Annotated in this window: 16 protein-coding genes; 12 read left to right on the plus strand and 4 right to left on the minus strand. The window is 33.6% G+C overall.

The annotated features are described in order from the left end of the window. Nucleotides 1-51 precede the first annotated feature (51 nt). The 4 genes from AB3211_RS01965 to AB3211_RS01985 all read left to right on the plus strand — a co-directional run bounded on the left by AB3211_RS01965 (nt 52) and on the right by AB3211_RS01985 (nt 4,666). Nucleotides 52-459 carry a hypothetical protein gene (locus AB3211_RS01965; protein WP_367364501.1) on the plus strand — a complete coding sequence of 136 codons (408 nt, stop codon included), beginning with the start codon at nt 52-54 and terminating at the stop codon, nt 457-459. Continuing rightward, entirely contained in the window at nt 459-1,898 is a 1,440-nt protein-coding gene (gene tilS / locus AB3211_RS07870; RefSeq protein ID WP_410521600.1) for a tRNA lysidine(34) synthetase TilS, read from the plus strand. The genes AB3211_RS01965 and tilS overlap by 1 nt, the downstream gene beginning before the upstream one ends. 11 nt (nt 1,899-1,909) lie before the next feature. Next, the gene (gene ftsH / locus AB3211_RS01980) at nt 1,910-3,799 is read left to right on the plus strand and encodes an ATP-dependent zinc metalloprotease FtsH (RefSeq protein ID WP_367364502.1); all 1,890 of its coding nucleotides are present in this window, start codon (nt 1,910-1,912) and stop codon (nt 3,797-3,799) included. Between the two features lie 81 nt (nt 3,800-3,880). Beyond that, nucleotides 3,881-4,666, plus strand: a complete 786-nt coding sequence (locus AB3211_RS01985) for a succinate dehydrogenase iron-sulfur subunit (RefSeq protein WP_367364503.1) — start codon at nt 3,881-3,883, stop codon at nt 4,664-4,666. A 727-nt stretch (nt 4,667-5,393) separates the two neighbouring features. Here AB3211_RS01985 and AB3211_RS01990 read toward each other — a convergent pair. The 4 genes from AB3211_RS01990 to AB3211_RS02005 form a co-directional block, all read right to left on the minus strand. Beyond that, nucleotides 5,394-6,158, minus strand: a complete 765-nt coding sequence (locus AB3211_RS01990; RefSeq protein ID WP_367364504.1) for a polysaccharide deacetylase family protein — start codon at nt 6,156-6,158, stop codon at nt 5,394-5,396. A gap of 181 nt (nt 6,159-6,339) precedes the next feature. Beyond that, the gene (gene rsmA, locus AB3211_RS01995; RefSeq protein ID WP_367364790.1) at nt 6,340-7,203 is read right to left on the minus strand and encodes a 16S rRNA (adenine(1518)-N(6)/adenine(1519)-N(6))-dimethyltransferase RsmA; all 864 of its coding nucleotides are present in this window, start codon (nt 7,201-7,203) and stop codon (nt 6,340-6,342) included. After that, entirely contained in the window at nt 7,203-8,090 is an 888-nt protein-coding gene (locus AB3211_RS02000; RefSeq protein ID WP_367364505.1) for a SurA N-terminal domain-containing protein, read from the minus strand. The genes rsmA and AB3211_RS02000 overlap by 1 nt, the downstream gene beginning before the upstream one ends. Before the next feature lie 10 nt (nt 8,091-8,100). Then, complete coding sequence (locus AB3211_RS02005; protein ID WP_367364506.1) at nt 8,101-10,239, minus strand: LPS-assembly protein LptD; 2,139 nt, start codon at nt 10,237-10,239, stop codon at nt 8,101-8,103. Between the two features lie 531 nt (nt 10,240-10,770). Between AB3211_RS02005 and AB3211_RS02010 the strand changes: the two genes are divergently transcribed. The 8 genes from AB3211_RS02010 (at nt 10,771) to AB3211_RS02045 (ending at nt 16,996) form a co-directional block, all read left to right on the plus strand. Then, on the plus strand, nt 10,771-11,202 hold the full coding sequence (locus AB3211_RS02010) for an Rrf2 family transcriptional regulator (RefSeq protein WP_367364507.1): 432 nt from the start codon (nt 10,771-10,773) through the stop codon (nt 11,200-11,202). Between the two features lie 229 nt (nt 11,203-11,431). Next, entirely contained in the window at nt 11,432-12,595 is a 1,164-nt protein-coding gene (locus tag AB3211_RS02015; protein ID WP_367364508.1) for a cysteine desulfurase family protein, read from the plus strand. Nucleotides 12,596-12,705: 110 nt separating this feature from the next. Next, entirely contained in the window at nt 12,706-13,962 is a 1,257-nt protein-coding gene (locus AB3211_RS02020; RefSeq protein WP_367364509.1) for an IscS subfamily cysteine desulfurase, read from the plus strand. Between the two features lie 243 nt (nt 13,963-14,205). Next, on the plus strand, nt 14,206-14,589 hold the full coding sequence (iscU, locus tag AB3211_RS02025; RefSeq protein WP_341753738.1) for a Fe-S cluster assembly scaffold IscU: 384 nt from the start codon (nt 14,206-14,208) through the stop codon (nt 14,587-14,589). A 4-nt stretch (nt 14,590-14,593) separates the two neighbouring features. Further along, complete coding sequence (locus tag AB3211_RS02030) at nt 14,594-14,926, plus strand: HesB/IscA family protein (protein WP_367364510.1); 333 nt, start codon at nt 14,594-14,596, stop codon at nt 14,924-14,926. 69 nt (nt 14,927-14,995) lie between these two features. Continuing rightward, nucleotides 14,996-15,232, plus strand: coding sequence for a hypothetical protein (locus AB3211_RS02035; RefSeq protein WP_367364511.1), 237 nt, complete (start codon nt 14,996-14,998; stop codon nt 15,230-15,232). Continuing rightward, complete coding sequence (locus AB3211_RS02040) at nt 15,229-15,519, plus strand: type II toxin-antitoxin system YafQ family toxin (RefSeq protein WP_367364512.1); 291 nt, start codon at nt 15,229-15,231, stop codon at nt 15,517-15,519. The genes AB3211_RS02035 and AB3211_RS02040 overlap by 4 nt, the downstream gene beginning before the upstream one ends. Before the next feature lie 49 nt (nt 15,520-15,568). Continuing rightward, the gene (locus tag AB3211_RS02045; RefSeq protein WP_367364513.1) at nt 15,569-16,996 is read left to right on the plus strand and encodes an NAD-dependent succinate-semialdehyde dehydrogenase; all 1,428 of its coding nucleotides are present in this window, start codon (nt 15,569-15,571) and stop codon (nt 16,994-16,996) included. Nucleotides 16,997-17,020 lie beyond the last annotated feature (24 nt).

Consider the following 17,020-nt stretch of genomic DNA (forward strand, 5'->3'; position numbering starts at 1 on the left):
CTAGATTTCACGTTTAGCAAAAAATATATAAAAACATTTTAGGAGTGTATGATGATAAAAAAAAAGAGATTAATTACTACTATAATAGGATTACTATTACTAAGTTCAAATAGCTTGGCAAGTACAACAGCTGCAAAATCAAATGCCAATAAAACTAATATTAGTAGTAGTGGCACTAATGATGAATTACAAAAAATTGAGAGTGATTTCAAGTCTTATGCTGCGGGAGTTTCAGCAGAACTAAGAGAAGAAATAACAAAATATAGGATAGAAGTGGCTAAAATTAATGGCCAAAAACGTGAATTATATAAAAAAATCTCACAAGAAGCTCAAAACTATCTTGCCAAAGAACGAGACTATAAAAAAAGAATACTATCCTTAAGCAAAAATTCAGCTGAAAACCAAGAGGATACTAGCTCTATTGAGAAAAAATCTGACAAAAAAGATTTGCCTAAATAATGCTTTATGAACAATTTCAGCGGAATATTGAAAAGCTAGTTGATAGACCTCACCTGAGGTCTATCGCATTGGCTATTTCGGGTGGTTCTGATTCCATAGCCCTTTTAATGTTAACACATAAATGGGCTAGCACTAATAGTATTAAGCTAGTAGTGATGTTAGTTAATCATCATTTACGAGAGCAGTCTAAGATGGAGCATGAGTATGTACGAGACTTAAGCCATAAATTGGGACATAGATATCACCAGCTTCATTTCGATCACCAAAATAATTTTTCTAATTTACAAGCAAGGGCTAGAGAAGGTCGTTATAAATTAATGACTGATTTATGTAGCAAATTAGATATATTGACAATTTTAACAGCACATCACTTGGATGATTATATTGAAAATTATTGTTTGAGATTAGAAAAAAAAAGTAGTCTATTTGGACTTAGTGCTAGCAATATTAATTGGTATAATAATGTTAAAATAGTGAGACCATTGTTTAACATTCCGAAACAACAGTTAATTGCATATTTAGTTACCAATAATGTAAAATGGTTTGAAGATGAATCTAATAAATCTGACAAATATCAACGAAATATCATTAGAAAAAAGCTATCCCTAGAAGGAGAATATATAAAGAATCAAATAATTTCTCAACAATCTAGAATTAACCAAGTAGTAGAAGAAAAATGGCAACCGGAATTGATTGCTTGCATTGCAGAATCAGTAAAAATTTATGATTTCGGTTTTGCTACTGTAAATTTATTAAAATTTGCAGAATTTTCTAGTGCAATAACACTACAGGTAATCAGTTTTGTACTTATCATTATTAGCGGTAAGAACCGCACTAGTAGATCAGGCTCAATAAGCATGATAACAGAACTATTACAACAAAAAATAGACTTTATTAAGACACTCCATGGTTGCGTGATTAAAAAAATTAGTAGTAATCTAATAATTTACCGAGAATTTGGTAGGAATTTACCTATAGATATTAGGCTTAATAATGTAGATGTATGGGATGGTAGATTTCATTTCTATATCAATAAACCTCTTGTAGAATTCGCTCTAGCTCAGGAATTTGTAGGAGAGCCGGAACGCAGAACCGAAAGCAGTACAAATAACGTATTTGAGGATTCGAGTCTAGCCCCGACGCCCAAATTACCAGCAGAAGTAGAATTATACAAGAGGTCTAATAATTCAGGTTATTTGATCAGTAACCTAACGATCAAGGATTATAGTAAAATAAGGCAAGATTTAGATTTTAAAATACTGAAAGACGCAAGTTTTAACAATCATATAGCTATTTTATTCACCCTACCAGTAGTCAAGATACTTGAAAAAGTTATAGCCATACCCCATATATCGTATTATAATGACCAAGGTTTGGGGAGAAGGCTTAGTGTTTCTTTCTCTCCTAATTTTATATCGCGTTTTACACATTTCTGTTAGGTGAGTAGTAGATGAATAATCAAAGTAAGAATGTTCTAATTTGGGTGTCGATTTTTGTTTTAATAGTACTTGTTTTTCATGCGTTTCAAAATGATGGTTTTATTGGAGGAAAAAGTAATATCGCTTTTTCAGATTTTTTAACCAAAATTGATGAAAAAGCAATAAGTTCTGTTAAAATTCAGGGTAGAATAATTGATGGAACTCTAAGTGATGGAGCTTCTTTTTCGACTTATGCTGCTGACTATCCAGATCTAATAAATCGCCTAAATAGCAATTCGGTTCATATTGAAATAGTGCCACCTGATACAAAAATGAACTTGTTGTTTAACATATTTGTTTCGTGGTTTCCAATGATTCTTTTGATAGGTGGGTGGGTATTTTTCATGCGTCAAATGCAAGGTGGAGGAAAAGCCATGGGTTTTGGTAAATCTAAAGCTAAGCTAGTTTCAGATAAAGGCCCGAAAATTACTTTTAAAGATGTTGCTGGAATTAACGAAGCTAAAGAAGAATTAACTGAAATTGTTGATTTCCTTAGAGACCCAAGCAAATTCCAAAAACTTGGTGGTAAAATTCCAAAGGGATGTTTACTTATAGGATCACCTGGAACAGGTAAAACTCTCCTAGCAAAAGCTATAGCCGGCGAGGCAAATGTCCCATTCTTTAGTATCTCTGGCTCTGATTTTGTTGAAATGTTCGTTGGCGTTGGTGCTAGCCGTGTTCGCGATATGTTCGAACAAGGTAAACGCAATGCTCCTTGCATAATTTTTATTGACGAAATAGATGCAGTAGGTCGTCACAGAGGTATTGGTATGGGTGGTGGCAACGATGAACGTGAACAAACACTAAATCAAATGCTGGTCGAAATGGATGGGTTTGAGGATAATGAAGGGGTAGTTATTATTGCTGCAACTAACAGACCAGATGTATTGGATCCAGCGTTACTAAGACCTGGGAGATTTGATCGCCAAATTACTGTTCCTAATCCAGATATTGATGGTAGAGAACAAATTTTACAAGTACATTTGAAGAAAATAAAATGTGCCTCAAATATAGTCGCTAGAATCATAGCTAGAGGAACTCCTGGATCTTCAGGAGCAGATCTTGCTAATCTTGTCAATGAATCTGCATTAATTGCTGCTCGCAAGGGTAAAAAAGAAGTAAGTATGGCAGATTTAGAAGAGGCAAAAGATAAAGTGTTAATGGGTGTAGAAAGACGTTCTATGGTTATGTCAGATGAGCAGAAAAAACTAACTGCTTATCATGAGGGAGGGCATGCATTGGTTGGTTTGTATTGTCCTGCTTCTGATCCAATTCACAAAGCAACTATTATTCCAAGGGGTAGGTCACTTGGAATGGTTATGCGGCTTCCTGAAAATGATCGTTTTTCTATGCCACGTGATAAAATGGAAGCTGATATAGCGGTGGCAATGGCTGGCAGGGTAGCTGAGGAGCTTATTTTTGGCAGAGATAAAGTTACTTCTGGGGCTTCTTCAGATATTAAAATGGCAACCCAAATGGCTAGAGCTATGGTAACGGACTGGGGGTTAAGTGATGCAATAGGACCAGTATATCATGGTTCGAGTAATGAAGATCTATATACTAGTGGTAGGGGAGCAGGTCATACTTCTGTACATACAGCAGAATTAGTTGATACAGAAGTGAGAAAAATTATTGAAAAAGGCTATGATTTTGCCAAAAATATATTAACTAAACATATTGATCAACTTCATTTATTAGCTAAAGTATTGATTGAACATGAGACGTTGTCCGGTCAGCAGATTAAAAACTTGCTTAGTGGTAGGTCTATGAATTCAGAAGAGGAAAATTTATTTCCAATAAAAAATGACCATGGTGGTACTATAAAAGTTAAGAAACTAAATCAGAAAAGAACAGCAGGGTAATTTAAAAGTCGTGACTACGGTAGAGAGGTGTGCTTTTAAATTGCTCTGAAATATAGTTAGAATTTTGGATAAGGAATAAACATGGCAGAACTTAGATTACCACCTAATTCTAAAGTCCGTAAAGGTACTACATATCAACATTCTGGAGAAGCGGTTAAGTTACGTAATATCAGAATTTATAGATATGACCCAGATTCTGAAGAAAATCCTAGAATTGATATTTATGAGTTAGATCTATGCAAGACAGGTCCAATGGTTCTAGATGCCTTAATTAAAATAAAAAATGAAATAGATTCTACCTTGACTTTTAGGCGTTCTTGTCGTGAAGGAATTTGCGGTAGCTGTGCGATGAATATAGATGGAACTAACACACTTGCCTGCATTAAGTCTATTGAAGAAATTCGTGGTGATGTCAAGATATATCCTCTACCGCACATGAAGGTAGTAAAAGATTTAGTACCTGATATGTCGCATTTCTATGCTCAATATGAATCAATAGAACCTTGGCTAAAAACTGACAGTCCGCCACCTTCCAATACTGAAAGATTGCAGTCTCTTAAGGATAGAGAAAAACTAGATGGTTTATATGAATGCATATTATGTGCGTGTTGTTCCACCTCTTGCCCAAGTTATTGGTGGAATGGTGATAAGTATTTAGGACCTGCGATTTTACTACAAGCCTATCGGTGGATTGCTGATTCTAGGGATGAATATACTGGAGAACGTTTAGATGCTTTAGAAGATCCATTTAAATTATATCGTTGTCATACGATTATGAACTGTACAAAAACTTGTCCGAAAGGTTTAAATCCAGCTAAAGCTATTGCAGAGATAAAAAGTCAAATAATAGAACGTCACGGAGTGTAAAGCGAATAGACTTAACCTAAGTTCGATATAGCATTAGTGTATCCTTGATGTTACTCCCGCGTAGGCATTGCCCGCATGGATCAAAAACGCCAACGTAAGTAATGGTACTTACAGGACCAAAAACGATGTCATTCCCGTCTACGCGGGAATGACATCGTTGATAGTTCATGCTACTACATACGTTAACTATTGATTGTGATTTTCAAATTGCCCTAGAGCTAATCTTAATAAAATATACTTGTTATTAATATAACCTCAATTCGATGTAACAAGTTAATACTAGACCCAGTATCATCTCTATTGTGGGGGATGTCACTCACAACTGTCGAAAGTTCGAAGGTAGAGCGGGTTTTAGAGAGATTTCGTGAATAAAAAAGTATAATATCTTTAATAAATTCCTTATCAATGAGCAAGGTAAATTATATTAGTCGGTGTATCTTTTAACTAATACTTGATTATATCTACTTTTTTACTTATGAAAATCCTCTAAAACCCGCTCTACCTTCGAACTTTCGACAGTTGTGGGGATGTCACCCCTGCGTAGGCAGGGGTCTAAAGAAGTAGCAAGGATTAAGTGCTTAAACATTTTTAGATCCCTGCCTTCGCAGGGATGACATCGAGCGTGCAGAGAATAATAATTATTCTTACATCGAACTGAGGTTAATATAAATTATTTGCTCACCATTTATTTTCTAATCCAATTCTTTAAAGCATTTATAGATAAAAATCACTCTACGTGATAATTTTTAATAAAATCAAACTTATAATTTCTTTTATGCAAAAGATCAACTAACTGACTTAAATTTTCTTTGCCATTAAATTGGTCTTGAAACATTTCATCATGCATAAGTAAAATTAATTTATTAGGTAAGACAGTATCATTTCTGTTAAATTTATCTTCTATCTCTTGCACTAATTCATCTAAGGATTGAATTGGCTTGCCATGCTGATTATGCGTCCATTCTAAATCCCAGCCATATAGATAGAAGCCATTTTTATATATTCCATCATCATCTATTCTTTCTACTTTATCTTCTTCTTTTGAAATATATGGATCATCTTTACTTAGGTTAGGGAGACGGAATACATCTCTACCTGGTAGTCTAGTATTGATATGTGAACCAGTGAAACCAAAAACAGTATTATTTTTTTTAAGATCCTTAATTACATCCGGAAGATGATGATAAAAATTCCTATAGTGGTTATTAGCGTGAGTATAGCTGTGATTTCCTATTTCAATAAAAGGGTTTTTTTTAGCTAGATCAACAGCTTTCTTTAGTCTAGGACTCGAATTATCATAATGTAATCCTACCATGAACATGGTAATAGGAGTCTTTTTTTGGGTCATGACATTAATAACATTTTCGCTTCCTCCAAGAGGACCATCATCAGATGTTATATAAATTGTTTTATTTGTATCTGCACATAATGCATAAGGTAGATTTACTATAGATACGAAACAATAGATTAGGAAGATTTTGGTTATTCTCATAAATATATACCTGAGATTATATGGTTAAACCCCAATTCGGGATAAGAATTGGCAAATTCTTATCCCGAATTCGCGTGTTAAGTAGGTTACTTTTACCGTAAATAGAATTGTACCATTACATTACCAAGTATACCAAAGTAAAAAATTGACAATTAACAATAAATATTTACTGGTAGTGATATTAATAGCGATGTAGTGGTTCATTTGAGTATAATTTTGCTAAAGACAAATAATCTTGTGGTGATAAATTTTCAGATCGAGAAGAATTATCAATCTTTAATCGAGATAACAAATCTTCTATGTGCGGGGTTAGTTTCTTCAAAGATGATTTAATCATTTTACGACGTTCACTAAAGGCTAGTCTAGTAATTAGTTCAACTTTCCCAATTAGTTCAGATGTTAATGGATTATCAAAAGGCACGAGTCTCACTATTGCAGAGTGGACTTTTGGTGCAGGGTAGAAAGCTTGCGGATTAACATCAAAGCATTTTTCGACTGAACAAAGTAACTGACATATTATTGATAATCTGCCATAAGATTTTGTCCCAACTTTACCACATATTCGCTCTACAACCTCTCTTTGCAGCATTAAAGTCATACTACTTATTAAGTATGATTTTTTTAACCATTTTATGACTAACTCTGTACCTATTTGGTAAGGTAAATTTGAAATAATAGTTATTTTATCATGTGTTTTGTCATGACTTAAGGTTGATAGATCAAATTTAGAAGCATCTGAATGAATAATATGCAGATTATGGTATAACTCTCTTATTTCCGTTAGTAACGGTATGCATCTAGCGTCAGTTTCAACCACAGTTAAAGATTTAGGGTTGTGGGAAAGGATAGCTCTAGTGAGTCCGGCTGTACCAGGACCAACTTCTAATACAGAGTCATTTTCTCGGAGACCGCTTACGCGAACTATTTTATCACATAGACTACTATCAAAAATGAAATTTTGACCATATTTCTTAATAGGAACAATACCATGTTGGCTGGCATGCTTGGCGATTGAAGGTAGTGTACTCGGATCATTCGAGTATATCACAAAGGTAGCATTATTTTGATATATGCTTTCTTACGCATATCCTCAAAGTATTTTTGGGCTTTTTGTGACATTTTTTTATTGGTCAGAAGATTTATTACATAATCATTTTCATCTAGAGTAACATTAACTATCTTTTTATTACACATTAAGATTAACTTAAACCCATCTTGCATCTCGAAAACACTACTTTTCTCTCCTGTATTTAAATCCTTGAGAATTGTTTGTAGCGTAGAATCTAGAGTACTTAAATTTTGATTGACTATCTCTAACGTAGAAGAATCTTTATATAAAGATTCTTTGATATCGTGACAATTTGTAAGGCGTTTTTGTAACCCATACATCTTTTGCAAAGTTTTATCCTGTTTATCTTTTGAAGTAAAGATTTGAGCCGATATTTCTGCATCTTTTGAATTAGTCGCTAATATTATAGCATCAACTTCTTTTGCACTAATAGCAACTGATCTGGAAATACTAGATAAAATATTCATTTTGATAATTTCAGCACCAATCTGAGATTTAAAACTATTAATATCTACAGATTTACTCTTCAAAAGTTGCATTAATTGTCCTTTTGCCATTTTATTACGTTGCTCAATAGTCTCTATAGACTCATTTAATTCACTATCAGAACTTTTTTTACCGTTTACAGACTGATAAAGCAATAAATCATTAATCACGCTGTTAATTGCCATCCTGTCAAGTTGCTTATCTGTTTGAGAATCAGGATTGTTAATATTGTTAAGTGCCATGAGCATGTGTTTTCTAGCTAAAAATTCATGTAATGTAATTGGCTCATTATTAACTAATGCAACTATATTGGATAATTCTGCTTTCGCTATAGCTAGGTTAAAAACGATAGCAACTAAACAAAATAACTTCTTCATAATTTTAGACTCACATATTTAATATTTTTAAACCTATAGAAATAGCAGGTACAGCAGAATTCTTTTTTATTCCCCTACTACCATCTACCATATAATTGTCTGAAAGTTTTCCGGCTATTCTAACACAATCATTCAAGTATGTCACCTGGATACTCTTAGAAAGAACATTTAGTTTGCTTTTTGGCCAATTTACTCTCATATCATAGGCAACTGACCAATTTTCTGTTAATTGATAAGTGAAATTATAGTAAAATTGCCTTATTTTGTTATCAGTTAATTTATCTGTAAAATAATATTTCTGTAAATTTGAAATCTGAACCAATCCAGCAGTTAACTGAATTTTCTTAGAGTTAAGGCTTCCACCTAATTCATCTCTAATTGGATCAAAATTTCTACTTTTTCTAAATCTATAGAACAGCTCTATCTTATCAGCAAAACTACTAGCAATTCTACCAACATTTTCGATATTATTAATAGAGTTAGCATTAATAGCAGTGTTATAGGTTTGTCCTAGAAATAAACTTGTATAATTCTCTTCCGATAGTATAGAAGAATTAACCCCATAACTTAATCTATTGCCAAATTCATGATAATCTATACCACTATAGCGATTCGAATTGAATATATTATTTTCTGATAGTTCATATTTTGATGGATCAATAAAGGAAAATTTCTTATTAGAATTATGTCTACGTCCAATAGTTACGGATATAATTGGTTCTACAAACAGGCTAGTTTTATCAAAAATTGATCCAGCTAATGGGTAACGCCAAATATTTTGGATTTCAGGTGTATTTCTAGTTAGAACATGATTAGTCCTAGAATCATTTGGATATAAGTGATTAATAAAATATACATCTGATCTATTCCGTAAGGTAACATTAAACAAATGACCTGCCTCAGTTAAAAAATTATTATCCACTGCCAGTTGTAATGCAACTCGACCTAGTTCCTTTCCACCTCTTTCTTTATAGATTAATCCATTATTCTCTACAACTAAGTTACTAGTTTCTTCGTCATTTAGAGGTATAACATTCTTGGTTCTAACCTTGGGGAAAATTAATGGATTCGTACTACTAGAATCATTTGTTCCCAACCCCTCAAAATATATTCCTTCCGTCAATAAGTAATTATAATTATTGACATGTTCTAAATATAACTTAGACATTAAATACGGAGTATAATTGTTATAGTAATTTTTTAAATAAGCTTTATCAGAAGTACGTTGTAACCTAAATCCGTATCTATAATCGTTTTTGGTAAAATTACCATTGCTTAATAGATAATATGAGTTCACCTTACGGTTTTTTATCGTTACATCACCATCTTTTATAGAGTATGGTACTTTACCATAATTAGCGTCTAAAGATATATAATCAGTTTTATTCGGTTTGTAACGAGCTTCTAGTTCGAGAATTTTATATATAATGTTATGCTTTTGCCAAAAAATCCTAGGGGTTAGAGTAAAGTCTAGATTAGGTTTAGCTCTATAATATAGCGGTATTCCCAAAGCATTATCCCGCACTCTAGGTATCAATATTCCCGATTCTGCGGGAGCCTTAGGTGTTGGATGAGAAAAATATGGTATATACAAGATTGGTACACCATATACCTCAAAAAATAGGTGATTATAAACCATTTTATTCTTATTAAGATATATCTCAGTATTTTTTGCAGAAACTTGCCAAATAGGTTTTTGGTTACATAGTATTTTGCATGGAGTAAAGGTACTATTATGCAGACGAAAAACATCTTCATTTACTCTTTCTGCTAATTTTGATACTAATAGTGTATTATCACCAAAATATAAAATAAAATCTGAGATTATCCCTGCCTTTAGTTTGTCTTTTAATATAACAAGATCTCCTAGAATAACTCTATTTTGCTGATCTTTAATTCTAATATCACCTTCAGCCCAAAGTTTATCTTGCCCTATATCATAAATCAAAGAATTAGCTGTTAGGAAGTAATTATCCAATATAACTTGAACATCACCTTTAGCATAAATAAGCTGTTCTTTTTGGTTATATTCAATATAATCCGCTGACATAAAGCTAAATTGTTTGTTCATCCCTTGCTTGTCAGCTATTGCAAAACCAAAAACCGATAACAAAGTAATAATAATCAATATATTGCAGAAAATTCGCATTAAAGATAACTTTTGAAGTGAGGGGGTATATAAAATGCGGTCATTTAGTATATAGTACTATATACTAAATTTGATATATTTATACGATAATCCGACGTTAAATAGTAGTAATTTTTAAAATTAGGCTACAGGGCTTGTAAAGTAAAAGACATAACCTTCAATTTACTTTCTATATCATCTCTGATTACTGGATGTCATTCCCGCTGTGGCATTACCCGCGTGGATCAAAAAGCCAACGTAAGTAATGGTACTTACAGAACCAAAAACGATGTCATTCCCGCGTAGGCGGGAATCTAAAAAATAACCTGCAAAGGCTATTAGACATTATAGATTCCCGCCTACGCGGGAATGACATACTAGTGATCCACGTGGGCAATGCCTTCTCGCTGCAGCTCGGGTGACATCAGTAGTAGTTAAATTTAAGTTTATATCAATTATTGACTGCGACTTTATAAACCGCTATGATAAAATAATACTTGACTAAATTAGTAGGATATTATATAGTAATGTTATTATAGTGGAGTTGTTTGTATGCAATTAACTACAAAGGGGCGATATGCTGTAATGGCTATCTTAGAGATCGCATCTCAAATGTCGGATATGCCTGTTACCTTGGCTGAAATTTCGGCAAAACAAAATATATCGGTTAACTATTTGGAGCAAATTTTTGCAAAACTTAAGAAAGCTAATATAGTTAGATCAGCGAAAGGTCCAAAAGGTGGTTACATCATTAATGAAAAATTAAATAATATCAAGATTACTAATATTATTGATGCGGTAGATGAGAATATTGAAATGACAAGATGTTTAGGAAAATCTCAGAATAGTTGCGTACCTAATAAAGTAAAATGTAACGCTCATCATTTATGGTTAGGTTTAAGTAAGCATATAAGGAACTATTTTGACACCATCTCTGTAGCTGATATGCTAGCTGATACACTAGATAGCTCTAAAAGTTTTTGAAAATTATTTTAACTTATGTATTAGTGGGCGAGTAAATTATGTTATTATAACCTCAAATATCGATGTAACATTACCGTGTCCTCATATGTCATCCCTGCGAAAGCAGGGATCTAAAAATGTTCAATTGTCCTATTAGGCTAGTTTTTTAGACCCCTGCTTTCGCAGGGGTGACATTGTTCGCAGTTGATGCTTAACAATATAACTTGTTACATCGAACAGAGGTTATTATATGTTATATTTAGACCATAATTCTACTACTAACGTTCATCCTAAGGTTAAGGAGCTTATGAAGAATTTGCTCGAAGAAGCATATAATCCGTCTTCTATTCATACCAAGGGACGTTATGCTAGGAGTTTAGTAGAAACAGCTAGGGAGCAAGTTGCAAGATCTGTGGGTGTTGACATAAATTCTAGAGAATATCAGGTTATTTTTACTTCCTCTGGCACAGAAAGTAATAATTTGCTGATGAATAATTATTATGACGGAGAAATTTTTGTTTCTAGCATAGAACATTTATCGATCTTTGATCATGTTAAATATAGAAATAATATTAAAATTATTCGTGTCGATAGTGATGGCATTGTTGATGCTCAGCATTTAGGAGAACTGCTATCGGTTAGTCATAGCAATAAAAAGCTCGTGTCTGTAATGCTAGCTAATAATGAAAGTGGTGTTGTGCAAAATGTACAAGAGCTGGTTAAAATTGCCCAAAAATATGGGGCAGTATTTCATAGTGATTGTGTTCAGGCAGTTGGCAAAATATCGGTCAATATTAAAGAATTAGGAGTTGATTTTGCTACTATATCAAGTCATAAATTAGGAGGAGTACAGGGAAGTAGTGCGTTGATTGCTAAAGCAGAGTATACACTTAAAGCAATGATGATTGGTGGAGGGCAAGAGAGAAACATCCGCTCAGGTACAGAAAATGTACTAGCGATTGCTTCGTTCGGGCTTGTGTCATCAATAGCGACTACAGAGATAGAAGATAGATACAAAAAAATGAAGAAATTACAGACATATTTGGAGCAAAATTTGTGCAACTATAAAAATGTTAAAATAGTGTCGAAAGATGTTGAAAGATTACCAAATACCACGTTGATACTCGTACCTAACACTGATGCACAAACCAAATTGATAGCTTTCGATTTACGGGATATAGCAGTTAGTTCCGGTTCTGCCTGTTCATCAGGGAGAGTTGGTAAGTCACATGTTTTATCGAATATGGGGTTTAGTGAGGATGATACTAGGTCTTCGATTAGAGTCAGCTTTGATTATCAACAAACTACCCAAGATGTTGTAACGTTTATTAAAGCATTTGAAGAAATATACGCTTCTAACTTAAACGTCATTGCGAGGAGCTACTTTAGTAGCGACGAGGCAATCCATATCTAATTTCTTGGATTGCTTCGTCGTAGCAATGCTACTTCCTCGCAATGACGTATAACCCTTCTAGGTACAGGGATGATCTTAAAAATCACAGGAACGTTAAAAGAGTAACTAGTATGGATGAATTAGAAAAATTAAGACAAAAAGTAAAATTAAGTGGTAAATCACTACCAATTTATATGGATTATCAAGCGACAACTCCTATGGATACAAGGGTTCTGGAATGTATGCTGCCATATTTTACCACTAAATTTGGTAATCCGCATTCTAGGAGTCATTCCTTTGGTTGGGAAGCTGAAGAAGCTGTGGAGTTGTCGAGAAAAGCAGTAGCAAGGCTTATTGGAGCAGATCCTAAAGAGATTATTTTTACTTCTGGTGCTACTGAATCTAATAATTTAGCTATTAAAGGAATTGCTAAATTCTATGGTAATAAAAAAAATCATATAGTGACGGTGGTAAGTGAACATAAATGCGTTTTAGATGCTTGTAGACATTTAGAAGATGGAGGATTTAAGGTAACATATTTGCCAATTCAGCCAAGTGGTTTGATTGATTTAGAAATATTGAAAAATGCCATAACAGATCAAACTATACTGGTATCGGTGATGGCTGTGAATAATGAGATTGGTGTTATCCAACCAATTAAAGAAATTGGCAAAATTTGTCGTGAACGAGGAGTATTCTTTCATTCAGATATTGCCCAAGGATATGGTAAAATTCCCATAGATGTTAATGATTGTAACATTGATCTGGCAAGTATTTCTGGGCATAAAATTTATGGTCCCAAAGGTATTGGGGCTTTATATGTAAGGAAAAAGCCTAGGGTACGATTAGTGCCGATTTTAAATGGTGGTGGGCAGGAAAGAGGTATGCGTTCTGGAACTCTACCAACTCCTTTAATTGTTGGGCTTGGCAAGGCTGCTGAAATAGCTCTGCTTGAAATGCAAAAAGATGCTAAGCATGTAGAAGAACTTTTTGATAGGTTTTATGATAATATTACTAAAGAAATTGCCGATGTTTATCTAAATGGTTCTAGGCATAATAGATATAAGGGAAATCTAAATCTAAGTTTTGCTTATGTGGAAGGTGAGTCTATGATACTAGCTATTAAAGACTTAGCCGTTTCGTCCGGTTCTGCTTGTACATCATCTTCGCTTGAACCATCATATGTGCTAAAAGCTATGGGTGTTGATGAAGAAATGGCACATACATCGATTAGGTTTGGTATTGGTAGATTTACTACTAGAGAAGAAATCGATTATGCTGCAGCGTTAATAGCGTCAAAAATTAATAAATTAAGAGAGCTAAGCCCTCTTTGGGAGATGGTGCAAGAGGGAGTTGATTTAAAGCAAATCAAGTGGGCAACACATTGATGTGTCATTGTTGTGCAGTGTTTCAACGAGAACGATGTCATTCCCGTGTAGGATTTGCCCACGTGGATCACTAGTATGTCATCCCTGCCTTCGCAGGGATGACATACTTTTTGCCCTGTAAGTACCATTACTTACGTTGGCTTTTTGATCCACGTGGGCAATGCCTTCCCGCGTAGGCGGAAATGATACCGAGGTTGCTTAGATGGTTATCACTTAATTATTATAATATAGATAGGAAATAAAATGGCATATAGTCTAAAAGTGCTGGATCACTATGAAAATCCTCGTAATGTAGGGTCATTAGATAAAAATGATGCATATGTTGGAACAGGTCTTGTTGGAGCTCCTGCATGCGGTGATGTAATGAAGCTACAAATTAAAGTTAGTGAAGATGGAATTATTACAGATGCCAAATTTAAAACTTTTGGTTGTGGTTCTGCTATTGCTTCAAGTTCTTTAGTAACAGAATGGGTTAAGGGTAAATCTATTGATGAGGCTGGTAGTATAAAAAATACTGAAATAGCCAAAGAACTATCTTTACCGCCAGTAAAACTCCATTGCTCTTTATTGGCAGAAGATGCAATAAAAGCTGCAATAGCTGATTATAAAACTAAAAAATTGCAGTAGACTTATGAAAAATATTATGTCATTGACTGATGCAGCAGCTAAGCAAATAAAGCTATTGATAGGCAAACGTAATAAACCATCTTTTGGTATTAGGGTTGGGGTAAAATCTGGTGGCTGTTCTGGTCTATCTTATTACGTAGAATATGCGGATGACAAGAATAAGTTTGATGAGGTGATAGAAGATAAAGGTGTACGAATATTAATCGATCCAAAAGCTCTGATGTATATTCTAGCAAGTGAAATGGATTATGTAGAAGACAAGTTTAAATCCGGGTTTACTTTTAATAACCCAAATGAAAAAGGTAGTTGTGGGTGTGGAAAGTCGTTTAATATATAAAAAAATATTTCTGTTTTTATAAGTTACTGATATACTTACTTAAGTAGCTATTAAATAATGAGTACGAAAATGACAAGGCTAAGTATCGATATTCCTAATGAACTACATCAGTTCTTAAAAATTCACACTGCGTACAGAAAAGATACAATAATGAATTTTGTAAGAGAAGCTATATATATTAGAATACATCAAGAAAAGAAATTAAACGAAGAATCTGTTAAAACATTAAAAGAATCAAGAGAAGGCTTAAATATAAATACATATCCATCTTATGAAGAAATGTACAAAAAACTAAACTTGATATGATTATACAAAGTGCTACTAGACGATTTGAGAAAGAATTATCTATAATGCACAAACGTGGTAAAAACATTACAAAATTAATAGAAACAACTGATTTGTTGGTAAAAAATATTAATGAAGGTGTAGAACATCATTTGTTATTACCTACCAAATATTGTTTACACAAAATTGTAAATATGAATAATATTTGGAATTGTCATATAGAACCTGACTGGATATTACTTTACTACTTAAACGATGAAATATTAAGGCTAGAACGTACGGGAACACACAGCGATATCTTTAAATGATGATTTAACTGGTATAGTGACTCTGTTGGTAAAATATTTAGGAAACATCATGCAATTATTAGATTTCGTTAATAAAAAAAATTACATAGATGGAAATTGGCTAGATTGCCAAGAACAGTTGGAAGTATCAAATCCTGCGAATGGCAAGGTAATTGGCTCGATACCAAATTTGCCCAATGATTTAATTGTTGGTGCTATTCACAGTTCTGTTAGAGCTTTTAAAGATTGGTCACAGACTTCTTTTGAACAAAGAATCATCATATTAAGAAAATGGCATTCTTTAATATTAGAGAATATTGATGAATTAGCCTGTATAATTACCTTAGAGCAAGGGAAAATATTAGAAGATGCAAAGCGGGAGGTAGCATATGGAGCGTCGTTTATTGATTGGTTTGCCAGTAATATTTATAATATTCAAGGTAAAATCAAGCTTGGCAAATCAATAAATCACAAAATTATTACCGAATATGAACCGGTTGGTCCGGTTTGTGCAATTACTCCGTGGAATTTTCCAAGTAGCATGGTAGCAAGAAAAGTTGCCCCAGCACTAGCTGCTGGTTGCAGTGTTATACTTAAACCATCGGAACTCACTCCTTTTTCTGCATTGATTTTGGCTAAACTTGCAAGTGATGCTGGCATGCCAGCTGGAGTACTAAATATTATCACAGGTGATGCCAATAATATTGGGCAGATATTTTGCAATGATTTTAGAATTCGTAAATTATCATTTACTGGCTCTACTAGGGTAGGGAGGATATTATACCAAAACTCTAGTGCTACTATGAAGCGTTTGTCTCTAGAACTTGGCGGCAATGCACCATTTATTGTATTAAGTGACGTTGATCTAGAGAAGGCTGCAAGTGAGCTTATATTAGGAAAGATCAGGAATAGTGGACAATCCTGCACTTCTCCTAACAGAATATTTATTGAAGAGACAATTTATGATAAATTTTTATCGATTCTTAATATGAAATTTGCTAATCTTAAAGTAGGGGATGGTTTTGATCCTGAATCAGTTATAGGACCACTGATTAACAAAGCAGCTACAGATAAGATTTTAAAATTGATCGAAGATGCTAAAAATAAAGGTGGGCAAATCATATGTGGAGGTAAAGCTCATAATAATTTTTTTGAGCCAACAATTATTAGCAACTGTCAGGATAATATGGAGATTTTTACAACAGAGATATTTGGACCGGTTCTTGCCTGTTATAAATTTGCTAATATAGATGAGGTTATAGCTCGATCCAATAATACGGAGTATGGATTGCAAGCTTATATATATTGCAAAAATATATCCACAGCTCAAATAATGGCAGAAAAACTTGATTTTGGTATGGTATCAATTAATGATTCACTACCTGCTAATGCCAAAGCAGCATTTGCCGGACGCAAGAATTCAGGATTTGGAGTGGAAGGTTCGGATGAGGGAATATTTGAGTATTTGAATAGTAAATCTATAAATTTGTATAATTAATCCTTATATAACTTAAGGAAGATA

It is taken from the genome of Candidatus Tisiphia endosymbiont of Nedyus quadrimaculatus, from assembly GCF_964059235.1.
Classification (GTDB): Bacteria; Pseudomonadota; Alphaproteobacteria; order Rickettsiales; family Rickettsiaceae; genus Tisiphia.